The sequence below is a fragment of the Paenibacillus lautus NBRC 15380 genome (assembly GCF_004000945.1).
In the GTDB taxonomy this organism is placed as follows: domain Bacteria; phylum Bacillota; class Bacilli; order Paenibacillales; family Paenibacillaceae; genus Paenibacillus_AQ; species Paenibacillus_AQ lautus.
Genome location: NZ_BIMF01000034.1, coordinates 23,509 through 40,203 on the forward strand (window position 1 = coordinate 23,509; position 16,695 = coordinate 40,203).

The 16,695-nt window shown below is 55.6% G+C and carries 11 protein-coding genes; 1 reads left to right on the forward strand and 10 read right to left on the reverse strand.

Going from position 1 to position 16,695, the window contains the following annotated elements:
* Positions 1-42 precede the first annotated feature (42 nt).
* From PLA01S_RS30120 to PLA01S_RS30165, 10 genes are all read right to left on the reverse strand, one after another.
* Positions 43-2,517, reverse strand: a complete 2,475-nt coding sequence (locus PLA01S_RS30120; protein ID WP_127596001.1) for a glycosyl hydrolase family 95 catalytic domain-containing protein — start codon at positions 2,515-2,517, stop codon at positions 43-45.
* Positions 2,514-3,659 (reverse strand): glycoside hydrolase family 88/105 protein, encoded by a 1,146-nt coding sequence (locus PLA01S_RS30125; RefSeq protein ID WP_127596004.1) that lies wholly within the window; start codon positions 3,657-3,659, stop codon positions 2,514-2,516. Before PLA01S_RS30125 ends, PLA01S_RS30120 begins: the two co-directional genes overlap by 4 nt.
* A gap of 26 nt (positions 3,660-3,685) precedes the next feature.
* Complete coding sequence (locus PLA01S_RS30130) at positions 3,686-4,831, reverse strand: oligogalacturonate lyase family protein (RefSeq protein ID WP_127596007.1); 1,146 nt, start codon at positions 4,829-4,831, stop codon at positions 3,686-3,688.
* A 43-nt stretch (positions 4,832-4,874) separates the two neighbouring features.
* Positions 4,875-6,953, reverse strand: a complete 2,079-nt coding sequence (locus tag PLA01S_RS30135; protein WP_127596010.1) for a glycoside hydrolase family 65 — start codon at positions 6,951-6,953, stop codon at positions 4,875-4,877.
* A gap of 22 nt (positions 6,954-6,975) precedes the next feature.
* Positions 6,976-9,249, reverse strand: a complete 2,274-nt coding sequence (locus PLA01S_RS30140) for a helix-turn-helix domain-containing protein (RefSeq protein ID WP_127596012.1) — start codon at positions 9,247-9,249, stop codon at positions 6,976-6,978.
* A gap of 69 nt (positions 9,250-9,318) precedes the next feature.
* On the reverse strand, positions 9,319-11,514 hold the full coding sequence (locus tag PLA01S_RS30145; protein WP_371860474.1) for a glycoside hydrolase family 88/105 protein: 2,196 nt from the start codon (positions 11,512-11,514) through the stop codon (positions 9,319-9,321).
* Complete coding sequence (locus tag PLA01S_RS30150) at positions 11,495-12,796, reverse strand: Gfo/Idh/MocA family protein (protein ID WP_127596017.1); 1,302 nt, start codon at positions 12,794-12,796, stop codon at positions 11,495-11,497. The genes PLA01S_RS30145 and PLA01S_RS30150 overlap by 20 nt, the downstream gene beginning before the upstream one ends.
* Positions 12,797-12,803: 7 nt before the next feature.
* A complete protein-coding gene (locus PLA01S_RS30155) occupies positions 12,804-14,348 on the reverse strand; it encodes an extracellular solute-binding protein (protein WP_127596020.1) in 1,545 nt (514 codons plus the stop codon).
* Between the two features lie 84 nt (positions 14,349-14,432).
* On the reverse strand, positions 14,433-15,302 hold the full coding sequence (locus tag PLA01S_RS30160) for a carbohydrate ABC transporter permease (protein WP_127596023.1): 870 nt from the start codon (positions 15,300-15,302) through the stop codon (positions 14,433-14,435).
* Complete coding sequence (locus PLA01S_RS30165) at positions 15,302-16,267, reverse strand: ABC transporter permease (RefSeq protein ID WP_127596026.1); 966 nt, start codon at positions 16,265-16,267, stop codon at positions 15,302-15,304. The genes PLA01S_RS30160 and PLA01S_RS30165 overlap by 1 nt, the downstream gene beginning before the upstream one ends.
* A gap of 137 nt (positions 16,268-16,404) precedes the next feature.
* Between PLA01S_RS30165 and PLA01S_RS32310 the strand changes: the two genes are divergently transcribed.
* Positions 16,405-16,695 (forward strand): hypothetical protein (locus tag PLA01S_RS32310; RefSeq protein WP_218033673.1); only part of this gene is annotated, 291 nt, incomplete at its 3' end.

Genomic DNA, 16,695 nt, shown 5'->3' on the forward strand with positions numbered 1-16,695 from the left:
CGGCCAATTTCAGTTTCGAGGTCCGCTTACGTCTACTTCGACTTACGGGCTGCAATGGATCAACAGCTGTGTCCCCGGGCGCAGACGGACTGCATAAAAAAGGGGCCCTAGCGTTGATGGCTGGACGGAGGCTCCCTGGCCGGACATGGAACATTCCCCTGCCCAAGGCGGCAGGGAAACGAGGATGTCCGTCTCCCGTTCAGCCTCAAGCTTGGCGTGGAACATACCGGCATCCCGGTTCCATTCCACGGTGATTCGACCGGTATGGTATCTCCAGCCTGAGAGTCGGCCACTACGCCAGCGCTCCGGCAAAGCCGGCAGGAGTTTCACTATATCCGGCGACACCTGCAGCAGCATCTCCTGTACGGCATTCACCCATCCCATGTTTGCATCGAGCTGTATCGGCGCTGCCGGCATATCCATGCATATCCCCATCCCCCTCCAATCATTATGGAGGGTAAACAGATTCGGCAGCAGACATGATTGCGCCAATGTATCAAGACACTCCAGCGCACGATCGCCTGCCCCCAGCCGCGCGTAAATGGAAGCCATATGGGCAAGTGACCAACCGCTTTGGGCTCCGAGTCGGCGCAGACGCACCGCCTTCTCAAAAGCGGCGTACAACTCTGGTGCTGATTCCCGGGTCACTTCATCACCCGGGAACAAGGGATAGATATGGGAGAGATGACGGTGATCGTATCGGTCCTCAAACGCGGGATCCAGCCATTCCGCAAGGGCTCCGTCCCTATTCGTCCGGTAAGGCGGAATGCGTTCCAGCATTCGCTTCCACCGTTCTTCCTCCGAACCTGGGCCTCCGACTAGCCGATTCGCTTGGATCAGATGGGCAAGCAGTTCTTTCATAATTGCAATATCCATCGTGGCATTGACGGTTGTCGGCATCGGGTGAGCCAGCTGCCTTCCGTCCTCCGGCATGAAATTGAGCGGCGTGTTCTCCGGCGAAACCGAAGGATACAGACGGTAGGTGCCGTCCTCACCAACGACTGCGAAGTCCTCGTAGAATTGAAGGGCCTCACGCATGAACGGCAGCGCCTCCTCCCGCAAAAACCGGATATCGCCCGTATACAAAAAATGCTCATAATAATGCCGGGCCAGCCACCCGGCCGCTCCCGTCCAGTTTAGAATGACGGGTACGATTTGATTCGGCGTTCCGATCCCTGGCGTAGTCCCAGCCGGGATGTAGATTCCGCGACAACCGTACAACTTGCGGGCATTGCCGCGGAAATCGTCCATTAGGCTCCCGTAGTAGCGGAACAAAGGGGGTACTAGTTCTCCCAAGCCTCCAACATGCGCGTGCCAATACATCATTTGAATATTCTCATTCGCCATATGGTGGCACCAGACAAGCCGGTAGTCTCCGCCCCACAGGCCATATAGTCCGAACGGCCCCGATTCGGCCGCCGTCCCGCTAATAAACAAATACCTTCCATAAGCCCACATTTTACGAACAAGCGAATCGGGCGCCTCGCCCTCGTAAGCCTCCAGCAGCAGTTCCTCGTTCGAACGCACGTCCCCGCTGGTCACGTTCAGCTCCAGGGATGCGGAATGGAACAATGGACCATGAAGCTCGGCGTGGCGCTTGAGAAGCAGGTCATATTCGCAATTTTCAGGGAAGTCACTGAGCTCGCGCTCAAGCTGCTCCCATTCCTGTTCACGCTTGCCACGGATAAATACTTTCACCAGTGCCAGCGCCCGTCGGGCCTTAACAAACCTCAACATCGTTCCTTCCTTGGTAGACTGTAAACTTCCGCCTTCACAAATAAGCCGCAGCACTGCCCCGAAATCTGTACCGTCATCATTGCGGCCGGCGTACCGGATAAACGTCCCTTTCGCCGAAGTGACCACGGATTCGGCCAGTTCCTTGAATTCCGGCGTATCCCCCAATCGGTCGCTCGGGTAGAGCGCCAGTCCAATCTCTCCCGAAATACAGTGACTCGTCCCGGCTTGAACCTCGATATGCTTACCGATCCCTTCCCTGCCTTCTGGGTTTATTTGTTGGTTAGCACATCCCTCGGAGCCAATCTCGTAAACGATAGCCCTATCTGCACGGGAGACGAACAACCGCCTTACGTATCGGATCGAACTGTCCGTCCAGCCAACCGAAACCTCGCCGGTCTCCATATTGAGGGTTCTTCGGTAATGGCGGAAAGCCCGTGTGCTGGGCATAAGCAGTTTAATCGCCGCGAGCGGGAAGCGGGAGGCCAGCCTCGTCCCGTATCCCCGCTCCCGTAAAGCGTTCGCCAAATTCCAGCTGCCCTCCGCATAGTGTCCTTCATCCATCAGCCTGCGCGTTTCGGCAAGCGTCATGCCCACGTCCGGCAGCGGATCCTTCCGGCCCCAATGCCACAACCCCTCATGATTCAGCAGCACCGTCTCTTCCTGCACGCCCCCGAATACCGAGGCTCCGACCATTCCATTGCCTGAGGGTAACCCCTCACGCCACATATTACGCCACCAAGATGCGGGATACCTCATGGTCAACAGGTTCTCTTGACTCATCCTCGATGCCCGCCCTCGTTTCCCGCCTGCAGCCTCTCCATTTCGATGCTGGCCAGCAGGAGCGGTGCGACGCCCATGAGCGAGTCACTGACTACCTTTTCACTCAAATAATACTCGTACGATCCGTCACGGTATTTCCGCCCGCCCAATCCGGCGCCGTGGCATATGCCGTGAAGGTGCAGTCCTTCCGCATCGACGGTGAGAAAACGTTTCTTGATGCCGTCATAGGCACGTTCGACCACCCCGATGTCGATCTCGGCCAAATAATGAAGCCGAATGCCTTTGGCCAAGGCATAGGTCAACATGCAGGAGCCCGAAGCCTCCAAATAATTGCCCAGCCGTCCGTTGCAGTCCATCACCTGATACCACAGCCCGCTGTCTTGATCCTGGGCGCGTACGAGCGCATTGGCCATTCGTTCGAAAATGCCCATCAGCTGGCCGCGCTGCGGATGCCTTACGGGGAAATGCTCCAGTGAGTCCACTAAGGCCATCGCATACCAGCCCATGGCCCGCCCCCATACATGGCGCGAGCGGCCCGTTTCCTTGTCACACCAGCGCTGCTCCCGGCTCTCATCATAAGCATGATGCAGCAGGCCCGTCTGCGGATTCCGCGTACGCCGCTCGATGAGCAGCAGCTGACGGGCCGCTTCGTCGAACCATTCCGGTGCATCAAACGTTTTTGCATACTCCGCCATAAACGGTGACGACATATAGAGGCCGTCCAGCCACATCTGAAACGGATAGATTTTCTTATGCCAAAATCCGCCTTCATCTGTCCGCGGCTGTCCAACCAGCTGAGATGCCAGCAGCTCGGTAGCCCTGCGGTATTTCTCTTCTCCTGTCGTGCGCCACAAGGGCAGCAGATTCTTACCTTTATTGATATGATCGAGATTATAGTCCTCCAGTATATAGCCTGCTATCGTCCCGTCTTCTTGTATGAAGACGTCCATATGGCGCTTGACTGCTTCATTGTAGCGCTTCTCACCCGTCCATTCGGCCAGGCGGCCCAGTGCACTCAAAGCCATGCCGGCCACGTAGCCCCATTTGTTGGCTATATTCGGATGGTATCCGTCCACGCAAGCGGACAAGATCGTCTCTGCCACCCGGACCGGTATTCGTTCCAGGACCGTTGCTTCAGCCACGGTTGACCCCTCCCCTCGCCTTCGCTTTAGACCGATTGCAGCGGCAGCGAATCGAAATCTTCCGGCATGTCGACCAGATACAGATTGCCATAACCATTTTTATCGCTTGTAAACAAGAGTCGTTTACCGTCCGGATCAAAACGCGGATGCGCATGCACCTTCTGGGAATGAAAACTGCATCGGAGCTCGCACAGCATCCTCGGCCCTTGATAGACTCCTTTGGCGTCTTTACGCCATACGGAGAGCGTTTTGACCGCCCCTTTGCCGTCGACAACGGCCTGACCGAGGCCGTCCGCATACGCATGCCACGTATCAAACCCGAAATCCGTCTCTTCCATGGCCGTATTGTCATACCGGATACTTCCGAAGAAATTGGTTCCATCCGTACGGAAGCCATGGTAACCGATGGTAACGCCGTCAGGATAAAAAAATTCATGACCAACCTTTTCTCCGGGTTCAAGGCGCTGGCGAATTCTCCAGGCCTCTCCGTTCCGAAGATCCAGTCCCCATATCCGGTGATCGACCAAATGCCACGGCCCTTCGTGGCAAAAGGTGATCAACCATGGTTCGACGGGTGATGCATTAATATGGGTTATAAAGCGATGGGCTTCATATAGGGTTTCCGGCTGCGTCTGCCCTTCCGAATCGATCCGCACAATCCGGCTGTGAGGAGCTGCCTCCATCAACTCCCTGTGGCCGACATAGCCATTGCCCAGATCTAGCTGCATACGATGGGATAGATCCTCCTGTATACAAGTGACGACCGAGCGACCATCGGCAGGACAGCTCAGGTTGCCGATGTTGTACCCCTCCGGGGCTTCGTAGACAAGCTCTTCCTCCAAAGTTGCCAGATCAAGGCGGCGTACGCTCCGACCCGTTTTGACGAAGGCGGACCGGCCATCCGGTAACAGACAGGCATCTACAAAATCATTGTCCAGGTAATCCGTCAGCTGGAGCATTTCACCGCTGTTGACATCCATGCTGTACAAGTTCGAACTGTTTTCCCTATCCGATACGAACAACAGCCGCTTGCCGCCGTCATACCATCCGTTCTCCGTAAAATATAGATGATGACTATGAGCCTTATAGTCGGTCAGCTGCACCACTTCGACTCCGGTCAACCGGTCGCGATACTGCTTACGTTCCGGCTTCCACACCGTTCCCTTGGCCATATTCAGCCCTCCTGTCCGCAAGTTGTACAAGCCGAAGACGAAGCTAAAGCCACGGCTTCAGCCCCTCCCACTGCACCGTCCAGCCGCTTGCCGGAAATCCCGGACAGCACAGATCCTCTTCTCCTTCCCAGCCGCAGGCCATCATGGCCACCGCCGTAAGCAGTCCGCCGTTACCCGGCAAATAAGCGGTCAGACCCGGTCGCTGATAGTTATGCCCGTTCGGCAAATACGTGTTTTTAATTTCATCCATTAACAGAAAATCCACAGCCAGATCTTGCTCGCCGAGCCGAGCAGCGGTCATGGCGCATACGGGAAAATCCCATCCCCAGGCCGATTCCCATTTCCAATCGTCCTTGACCTTCCACAATGTACGCCGCATGGTTTCCCGGTCGACAAGCTTGCCGGGAAGCACGCCTAATGCGCAGAGCATGGACGGATGGTCATGGTTCTTCTCCGTAAACGTATCCGGCGCCAACTCATGCGCCAGGTAAACGCCGTCCAGCCGGGGCGGCGTTGCCAGATGACTCGCCACCTCAACCCAGCGCGGATTCGGCTGGACACCCAATCGATCAGCCCACTTTATAGCGATATCCAGGCCATAGTTCCAATACTCCAGCTCATAAGGCGGGTTCACGCTAGCGTTCATCGGATGGCATTCTTGCGCCGGAATGAGCGGCGGTCCGAGATCGAAGGCATCTTTTGACTCATTCCAGTGGGCATAGGAAACCATAAAGTCAGCCGATTCAAAGACGATGTCACGGAACCGGCGCAGCGTTTCTTGTGCCGGGTCGGCCTTGTAGCACAGCTCCGCCATGGCGATCGGGTGCGGCTGCTGCCAGATCAAGCCCGGGGCAACCGGCGAGGGGCACGGAATGCCGTCGAAACCGACCATTTTCGGCCAGCGCGCTCCCTCGTATCCCTGCGATAGCGCCAGTTCGCGGGCGACCGGCAGTATACCGTTGTACCAGTCCATGCTTCTCCGCAATATGGAGGCCCGGCCCCACAGCGCGAAATGAGCGGCATGCCACCAATGCATCTCCAAATGCGATTTGCCAAACCAGCTGTTGTACATAAGACCGGTCTCCTGGGGCGGCATCGAGCCCCCGCTGTGAATGGCGCATAACCATTGCGACAAGACAACGCGGCGCTCCAGCTCAAAGGCTCGCGGATCGGAGCTGCCTGCGAAGCTGACTGCACCGCCGCTCTGCCAAAACGATTCCCAATGCCGGGCGCTGGCCGAAACAATAGCTTCAAAGTCAGCCGCACCGGGCGACCCAGCCGCAAAGCCGACGGAAAACGTCAGCTCCTCCGGCGATTCATCCGGGGATTCATCCCGAGACTCGCCGGGATACAGCGTAAATTCATGTGTCTCCGTTTGTTCCAGCCGGCCAATATTCCAATGCCAGCGGACCGCATAACGCTCCTCATCCAGCGTCCGCTCCATCAAGGCCGTTCCTTTCTCCTGCCGAACGAGAACGGTATCATGTCGATGATCACTTTCCCAATCGGGAAACACCGATTTTGCCCAAGCCGAATGAGTCATATCCGGTGCGGGGAAGCGGATGAATACCTGAAGCCGCCCTTCCCGGATAAGGGGCGAGATCACCCGCACGCCCAAAATATCAGCTTCGGGGTGGCACGCCGTCGTAACTTCAACCGGCACGCCGCGAATTTCGAACTTGCTCGATAGAATGCCCGTCCACAGATCGAGCTTTTGACGGAATTGGCCTGCATCGCTGTAACCGAGCTCCTCTCCCGCTTCGTCCAGAAATCGGAACGACAGCCGGCCTAGCTGAAGACGGTGGGGATTTTGCCGCAGCCATTGGTAAGCTTCCGGCTTATCCCCCGGCTTCATCGGATAGCCGACCTGCCGGCCGTGGGTCTCGAACATCTGCAACGCTGCATCCTTTGCGGAGAACCTTCCGCGCCCCCCCGTAAAATGCCAGCCCCAGTTCGACTGGGTGCCAAGCGGCACCTCATATTGTTCAGGAAATGTCTGCAGCCCTGTAATATCGGCGGTAAACGCGAATTCCCCGTTGCCTACAGACAGTGGCGAAAGCGAATCCAGCCTGTCGAATTCAGGATTATGCCGCCAAACAATCTGCTTTCTCTCCATCTCCATAGCTCCTTCCTTCCCGGCCCCTTCATTCAAACAAGGCGTCTATCCGGGTTCTCATCATATCCCGGTATTTGCCCGGGGTGATATCCTTGAATTTGCGGAAGCTGCGAATGAAGCTGTTTTCATGCTGGTAGCCCACCATTTGGGCGATATCGGATATTTTGCGGTCGGTTTTAACCAGCAGCTCGCTAGCCCGCTCCATCCGCAGCCGGGTTAAGTAGTTATAGATCGTTTCGTTTGTCTCCTGCTTGAACAACTGGCTGGCCAAGCTGCTGCTGATGCCGGTCGATTCCGCAATTTCCGGAATGCCGATCGGATCCCCGAGGTGCTGCTCCATGAATTCGATCATCCGCTGGCACATCAAGAAATCCTTGCTGCCGATTAAACGGCGGTAGCGGTCGGCCAAGACCGAAATCAGGCCGGAAAGCTCCGCCTCGATATCTTCAATGTACAGCGTGCCCAGCCGACCGGCCGGGTCCCCCTCGGGACCTTCGCCCTCTGGGCATATCCCTCTAAGACGTTCCAGCAGCCCCTGAAGCAAGGCAAGCGCCTCCGAGGGATACCAGTAACGGCTGCGGATATCGCCAATAATACGCCCAAGCAGCTCTATAGCCCGCTCCCCTTCACCGGTCTCCACAGCAGTCATCAACTCTCGTACGCCATCTTCCTGCGGCTGCATATCCGTCACTTCGTGACTGGATACATCCTGAAACGGCACGAGCTGACCGTACCCTTTATATAAACGGTAGGTTAACGCGTTCTCCGCTTCCAGCATGGCCTGCTTTAACCGGCAAACCTCACTCTGCGGCATGCTCACGCCGGCGGACACACTGAATTTCAGCAAACGGGACACCGTTTCGATCGCCTCGGCCAGCGGAGGCCGAGTTTCGCCGCTCCGCGGTTGAAACAGGATAGCCATCCGGTCCGCTCCGAAATCGGCACAGGCCACCCTCCATTCGGGCTCATGCAGCTCTGCCATGATATTGGCCAGGGCAAACTTCAGCAGCGAGTGGTCACTGGCCGGAAACCTGCGCGACCACGAATCATAGCGGTCGATCGACAGCACCGCTACCGTGACGGGCGCATCCGTCCATTCCGCAAAATACCGTCTCCACTTCTCGCGGATTTCGCGTCTGCCGCTCATATGACCCGAGTGAATGTCATACAGAAACTTGGAAGCCGCATCGGATATCGTCTCGCGGATCAGCTGAGATAGATGCGCATGATTGCTGAGCAGTTCGCCGGCCAGCTTTTCCAGATCGATGCGATCCGGGCTGGTCGCCTTCCCGTCGTAGGCGCTGAACAGCTGCTTAAGCCTGCGCACCGGCCGGAAGGCCGCGGAGTTTACATACAGAATGGTCAGCACGCCGAGCGCAAGTGCCGCAACCGATACATACAGCACCGTGTCTCGCACCTTTTTGGACTGTGCAAGCAAACTGTCTTGGGAGACGATGGATACGTATTTCCATCCGGTCAGCGGCGATTCGATCTGATTGACCAGCAGCTTCCGTCCCTCATGGAAAAAATCGCCGAAGTGGTCTTCCTTCAGCTCGTGCAGCGCCTGCCTCACCGCTTCCGGTTGGAATTCCGAATTCGAAACCGAATAAAGAATGTTATTATGCTGGTCCACGATGTACCGCATGCTGTCCAACTGGGACAGCGCCGGCGGATTCAATTTCGCGAACAGTTCAGCATCCAGCAAATTGACCGCCACGACGCCTCTTAATCGGCCCTGGATCATGATTTTGCGGAACAGCGTCAGCTCCGATCCTTTATTACCCGCCCCCTCGGGGACATGCCTTTTGCGGATCATCATCGTGTCGTCTCCGAATTCGTCTGCGATACCGGTCCACTCGGAATCCACGAATGTGAGCTTGCTCGAGCTGTATCCCTGCGGAAGCGAAATAAAGCTTCCCCGCTCGACATCGTATACGTATATACTGTTAATGTATTTTGAATTGCTGATCCAGGTTGAGAGCAGTCGGTACAATGTCGATATATTGGACACCGAGTTCTGGTTCTCGCTCGTCAGAAAATCGTAGATATAGTCATTCACCGCGACCTGGACCGCAATCTTGTCGCTCTCCCGGATCAAATCGTCGATATATTTCATACTGATCTGCAGCATTTGGTGCTGCGGCTCGCTGAGCTCTTCCTGAAGCACCGATTTGGAGGTGTAATATGATGTCAGGCTGACGGCCAAAATGATCATAAAAACGGAAACGGTCAAAATGAGCACCAGCCGCGCTTGCGTATGGGCCAGCGTGTATTTCAGCCACTTGCCGATCGATAGGAACATATCAACCCCCGCTTTACTACCAGAATGGTTCCATTATAGCTCACGTTCCGCTCCTGCCGTCACGCAAATCTAAGCGTTCACAATTGGGCTGGCCCGCATCAGTCCGAGCAGCTCGACTCCGGCCAACAGCACGATGCCGATTCCGTGCGTATCATTCAAGTTCCACGATAAATCGTGCTTGTAGTAAGCATGCGAGGTCGACCAGCTGCTGCCCTTGCACACGCCATACACATTTCCCCGGCGGTCGATGGCCCTGCTGGTTAAACCTTCCCACCCCGCAGCGGCAGATTGCAAGTACGGATCCGGGTCCTCCAGCCAGCCGTGGCGAATCCCCCGCGCCATGCCGAAAATAAACATTGCGGTACACGAGGCTTCTTCATAGGATTCAGGGTCTGTCAGCACTTGGTGCCATAACCCGTTCACTCCCTGTACACGAAGGTACCCTTCCGCCAGCGCGCGATAAAAAAGCAGCAGTTCCTCATAGTCGGGATGGCCAAACGGAAGCACGGCAAGCAGCTCTGACAGCGAGAAAAACACCCATCCGTTGCCTCGTCCCCATACCGTCTGGGAAGGCTGCCCATGACGCACATCGTATACATGCGACATCAGCTGCAGGTCGGGCAGGTATAGGTAGGACTTATACAGCAGAAGCTGGCGTGCTGCCTCGTCCAGATAGCGGGAATCGCCGGACATCTCGGCGTATCGGCACAGGAACGGCACGCTCATATACATATCGTCGCACCACATCGTAAGGTGCATGCTCGGGGAAACGCCGACTTCGCGATAAAGCGCCCCATCCTCAAGACGTGATTGCTTAGCCATGATGTACCGGGCGATGTCGTCCGCCGCCTTGTGCACCCCTTTCAAGGATCGAATTCGGTCTGCAAGAATGGCTAGCGCGCCGAACGATCCGCAATCGTCCAGACTGTCGATGTCGGACAGCTGATTGTTCAGCCCTGCCGCGCCGAATTCCTCCCGGTCCCATAAGGAATATTCGTAATGCCCCGCTGCAAACTCGACATGGCGGAGCACATATTCCTGGATGTCCGGGCGATTCAGCAGCCTACCCGACTCCAGCAAGCCGTACAGCGTAACACCAAGCGGATAATTCCAGCGGCCGAAAAGCTCATTCTCCAAAAACGGCCTCACACAGGCTCCCGGTTCGCTTCCTGTCCAGAACAGCGTCTGTCCGCCGTCAACAGCAACCGTATCCAGTCCGAAATAGTCGGTCAGCTCAAGTTCTGCTTCCGCACGGATCGGACCCAGATAAAGCCACGCGCCGTTCAGGCCGTGCACCCTGCGCGGCGCGGTCAGCATCCCTTCAGGCGAGGCTTCGCTGACCTCGAATCCCCAGCCCTCTTGAACGCATTCGCTGCGTGCGGTAAGCTCCCCGCGGCCCGGAGGCACATCGATGGCAATACGGAATGTGCCTGCCTCCCGACTTGTGTAAACCTCCCTGCCGTTCCATTCAAACCGGACCGGACCATAGGAGGTTCCCGACAAGGTCACCTTCTTGGCCGTTAAGGTCCGGTTGACCACGGCAGTCCAGGCGTAAGCGGCATACCCCGGCTTCCGCCCGTACATTCTCAACATTGGGCCGCCATCTGCTTCCCCACCGTGCTCTGCTGGCACGGGCAGCCACTGTGCACCCGTCCATGATTCACTTTCCATTGAATCGGGGATGCGGGCAAGCGCCCCGTCCAGCGGCACCGTCACAATCCATCCTTCCTCGCCCTCCCGCTCCATGGATGGAGCCAGAAAGTGAAACGGCTTGTTCTTGCGGTTGCTTGTGCCAAATACCGCTCCGCAGCCGTTTGGGCTCCGGCGGAATTCCAGGACGAAGTGATTCCATCCCTTGGTAAGCTGAATCCCAAGCTTCAGAGGCAATTCGCCTGCTGTCGCTTCTTCCCCTGGCGCCGAACCGAACCGCTTCCGGCCGTTATGGTAAAGCCGAACGTGCCCCGTCCATTCCATCAGAAAGGGAAAGCTCTGCGCTTCGGCAGCCCACAGCTTCGTCCAGGCGTAGACCACCTGGCTCCCCGTCATCTCGGGGAACATATCCGCGATGGGGAGTTGATAGCAGTGGTCGGCCCGCTTGCGGATCGGACTCTTGCGCGTCACCCGGTAAACCGGGGCATGAGGCGGATTGTCACCGACATAACGCTGGGCAATGACCGTTAGCGCATGCTCGATGTTACTGCCCTCTGTTTGGGAAGCCAGGCTTTCCGCCGGGTCAAAGTATCCTTTATCGTTCAATAGGCTCACTCTCCTTCCACCCGCCCAGAACATCCGTTATCGCCACCGGACGGTGTTCCTTCACGGAACGCCACACGGCTTCCCCCGTTGCCACGGAATAGGCGCCATCCACAGCCCCGGACAAAATCGGGAACGGCCTTTCCCGGTTCTCACCGAGAAACAGGTCGTTCAGCAGAAGCGGGTCGCCTCCTCCATGGCCGCCTTCCCGATGGACGACATGGATGGTTTCCTTGGAGCCGAACAACGGGAAGTAGTCGATCGTCTGGATCGGTGTTGGAAAAGGGGTTCGGGACGGTGCATGATATTCGATCGTCTCCAGCCGGCCTTTCGTACCGTTGATCGCCAAGCGATACCCTTCATACGGCAACGAAAAGTTGACGGAATAGCTGAGCAGTGCGCCTCCGCTGTATTTAACGGTGGCCGCATACGTATCCTCAATATCGATCTCATCATCAAAAATACACCGGTCCGGGCGGTAGCCTGTATAAGGAAATTGCGGTCCCCCGCTATCCAGCTGGCCAAGATGATCGTCCTGCACATGACGTGCGTTCCAGCGCGAATGATAGGCGCAGCGGCTGGCTGAGAGGCAGGTTCCGCAATGACGACCGTCTTCTTTGCCCGGATTCAGCTCCCCTTGGGCACCGTAATAATGGAGCGCCCCGTAGGCGAAGGCTTCGACCGGCTTTTGCCCGATCCACCAGTTCACGAGGTCGAAATGATGCGTGCTCTTATGAATGGAGAGACCTCCTGACATCTCGCGCCGGCGATTCCACCGTTTAAAGTAACTGGAGCCATGATACGTGTCTAAATACCAGTTGAGATCGACGGATGTAATCCGGCCGAGTTTGCCCTCCCACACCATTTCTTTGATTTTGGCGTGAATCGGGGCATAACGGTAATTAAACGTGACCGTCACCGAGCCTTTGCTCACCCGCTCCGCATCCAACACGCGCCGAGCGTCCTCGCCCGTCGTGACCATCGGCTTTTCCGTGATGACATCCAGATCCCGTTCAAGCGCGGCAACAATATAACGCGCATGCGTATCGTCGCGCCCCGCCACGATGACCACATCCGGCCGAGTCTCGTCAATCATCTTCCCGAATTCCTCTTCACCGTAAGTTCCGACGGCGGTATGCTCCGGGAAGCGGGAGCGGTACAGCTCGAAGCGGGCCGGATCGCAGTCCAGTATGGCAACCAGGTCGCAGCGCCGTGCATGCGTCGTCAGAATCGGTTTGGCGAACATGCCGAGCGCACGACCGCTCACACCGCATATGGCATATTTCTTTTTCACTGTATGATCACATCCTTGAGTACCATTCCTCCACCCTCTTCGTTACTTCGTCTCCCCCTGCCTTATGCCAGCGGTCAACGAATTCATCGAACTTCTCCAGCGGCCATTCGCCGATAACAATCTTGGTTACATATTCCTGAAACAGCTTATGCGATTGAATATCCGGGAAGCCTTCATACACGGTACTCGGAAGTCCGTCCCCGGCGATCCGCTTCGCGTCCGCGGTACTCACCTCGAATATATCCTTCACCATCTGCTGCATGTCTTCCGGGATCGTCTCCTGAATCCGGATGTCCATGTCCTCCTCTGTCGTCAGGTTGCGCATGCCGAGCGCCAACGGACGGCTGTCCTCGGCCGGAAGCAGCACTTTTTTGCCATCTACAACTTCATGCTGCAATCCTTCGATGCCAAAGCGGGTAAATTCGTCATTCGACCTGTCATAGAAGAAATCGAGCAGCTTCAAGGCGGCAGGGGCTTTATCCTGGGCCTTTGCCGGAATGATCCACTCCGGTTCGCCCATGCTCTTCTGCGTGACAAAGCCCTCAAACCCATCGGCCTTTGGAAGCGGCATGCCAACGATATAAGCATCCGGTGCTTTTTGCTGCATGGCCGTGAACCGATCGCGCAGGTTGGCAGGAAGGTGGTACCAGCTGCCGACCAGATTGTTATTGATTTTAGCTGTCCATACATCGCCTTTGTTCAGAAACGTCTCGTTGTCCAGCAGCTTCTCGTCATATAACTCACGGGCAAACGCAATGGCAGCCTTCATATTGTCCGTTACGCCGGCATACTGGATTTTTCCGTCATAGACGTCCCATTCCGGATTCCCCTCCCACATCGCGACGCCGAACATGGCGAACAAATGGTCCATCCATTTGCCGAATTCGCGGCCCGTTGTAGGCAGTTCGTCCTTTAGGCCGTTCCCGTTCGGGTCTTCGTTGAGGAAGGCGCGCAGCACCTCCTTGTATTCCTCCGTTGTCTTCGGCATGGACATCCCCACCTTGTCAAGCCAATCCTGGCGGATCAGCGGCGCTCTTTCCGGCACCAGGAACACTTTAGGCACATAATAGATTTTGCCGTCCGGCGAAGCGGATCGAACGACATCCCATGCCTCCTGCGGGATATTGTTCCATACGTTCGGGGCATACTGGGGCAGCAAATCATCCAGTGCCAGCGCTCCTCCCTGGCGAATAAGGGTCTGCTCGATCCCGCCGATGGGCCGAAGAATATCGGGCAAGTCGTCGGATGCAATCATCAGATTGAGATATTCAGTCGGCTCCGATCCCGGCGGGGTCGTCACCAGCTGATATTCTACACCGGTCCGCTCCGCCACATACTGGACATGCGGATTATCCGCGCCCGGAATCGTACCGACGCCCATGTGGCTTTTGAACACCTTTACCTGTGTAAGTTCTTCATTTCCCTCCCCGCCCTGGCCCGCTTGCGATTCGTTGTCGCCCTTGCCGCCGCAGCCAAACAGCATGACTGCCGCAAGTGTCGCCGTGAGCGCCGGTTTCCATGCCCCTTTTTGGAAAAACCATTTTTTCGACATGAGTAAATCCTCCCCTTTTTTCAGATGGGTTGTTATATCAAACCGGCTGCAAGACCGATTTCATATCGCCTGCCTCTCTTTGCCTTATTCCTTTAACGAACCCAGCATGGACCCTTTGACAAAATATTTTTGCAGATACGGGTACACCAGAATGATCGGGATGGTGGCAAACAGGATTGTTGCCGCTTTCAAGGTTGTCGTGTTGAAATCGTAATCCCCAAGAAACAGATTGACCGCAGCCAGCTCCTCAGGAGACTGCAGGTACGCTCTCAGCTTCATTTGAAGCGGCCATTTCTCCGGATCCCTTATAAACAGCACGGCACGGGAGAAGGTGTTCCAGTATCCGACCGCGTAAAACAGACTGACCGTCGCCATCACCGGTTTGGATAAAGGCAAATACATGCGGAACAATATGCCGAACTCGCTGCATCCGTCGATTCGCGCCGAGTCGTCCAGTTCACTGGGAATGCCCATGAAAAAGGTCCGGATAATGATCATGTTGAATGTGCCAACCAGACCGGGAATGATGAGCGCCCACAAGGAGTTCATCATGCCAAGCTCGCGAACAGTCAAAAAAAACGGGATGATCGGCGCGTTGAAAATCATCGTGAGCACAATGCCGAACATGACTTGTTTGCGGATCAGAAATTCCCGTCGTGAAAGCGGATATGCCGTCATGACCGAAAACAGCATGCTGAGCAGCGTTCCGGCGATCGTAATATATACGGTAATCCCGAATGATGTCCACAGGCCTTTATTTTTTAATACGTGCTCCCAAGAAGCGGTCGTAAACTCCACGGGCAGCAGGAATACTTCCTTCGAATCGGCAGCTACCGGGGAGCTGAGCGATACGGCAAGCAGCTGAAGAAGCGGGAACAGCATCGTCACCGCAGCAGCGAACAGAAACACATAATTCAGCGTCTGAAAAATTTTTTCTCCGAATGTCGCTTTCATCACCACAACCCCTGATCCGTTTTTCTAGCCAACCGGTTAAAAATCCACAGCAGTATAAACCCAATAACGGACTGGAACAGCCCGATGGCCGTTGTCATGCTGTATTGTCCCTGAAGCACACCCGCACGATAGACGTACGTTTCGATGATATCCCCTACCGAATACGTCATCGGCGTCAGCAAATTGTAAATCTGATCAAAGCCGAGCTCCAGGAAATTACCGATCTGGAGCAGGAACAGCACCAGAATCGTCGGAAACATCGTGGGCAGCGTAATATAAATCGTTTGTTTCCACCGGCTTGCTCCATCCATGACGGCTGCTTCATATAAATTCGGATTGATGCCGGCGATGGCAGCCAAATAAATAATCGTTCCCCAGCCGACTTCCTTCCAGATCGAGGACAGCACGACAATCCCTCGGAAATACCGCTCCTCCTGCATGAACAGAATGGGTTCGTAGCCGAACCAGTCCCGCACCGCATTCACAACCCCTTGGTTGGACAACAGCTCGAAGACGATCCCGCCGACAACAACCCACGATAAAAAGTGCGGAAGATAGAACATGCTTTGCACGACCCGTTTTGCCAGCATGATGCGAATCTCATTGAATAGGAGAGCCAGCACGATCGGGGCCGGAAAACCAAAAACAAGCTGATAGAAAGCAATGACCGCCGTATTGCGCAGCACGTTGTAGAAATCCTGGTAGGAAAAAATAAATCCGAAATTGTCCAGGCCCACCCATGGGCTGCCAAGGATGCCTTTGAAAATCTGATAGTCCTGAAATGCGATGACACTGCCCGCCAGCGGCACATATTTGAACACAATATAGTAGACAATTCCGGGAATAATCATGACATACAGCATCCAATGCTTGCGGATATTGGTTATGTACCGGTTGCGAGATGTCCCTGGTTGCCTAGCGGTTATCAAATCCTCGCGTTTTATTTTGGGTGACTGGGCTGCCATCGTATGTGTACCTCCTTCCGTCGATATGGTCGATGTAACGCCAATATTAACGGCTTCCGGTTATCGGTACAATCAATCAATCCGACACGCAATGAGCAGATCGCCGATTCTCCCCAAACTACGCGTACCTTGAACCAATGAGTGGACTTGAAATAGAACTTAAGATTAGAAGAGTGGACAAGCAAATTGAGGAGTGGCATAAAGGATTTGTTGATGGGCTGGAGGATGGGTTGGGTTTCATAATTGTTAAGTTGGCTGATTATCCGGTAAACCTACGCCGGTTTTCACCCTTTTCCGTAAGTAAAAAAGGAAGCTTCCTTTTTTCTTGGCAGCTGAGGCGCGAAACCTTGGCCACCAGCCGCCGGGCTGCGCACACGCGAAAAAGTAAGCCGACACCGATAGCCGAAGGCTTAGGTGGGAGAGGCTTG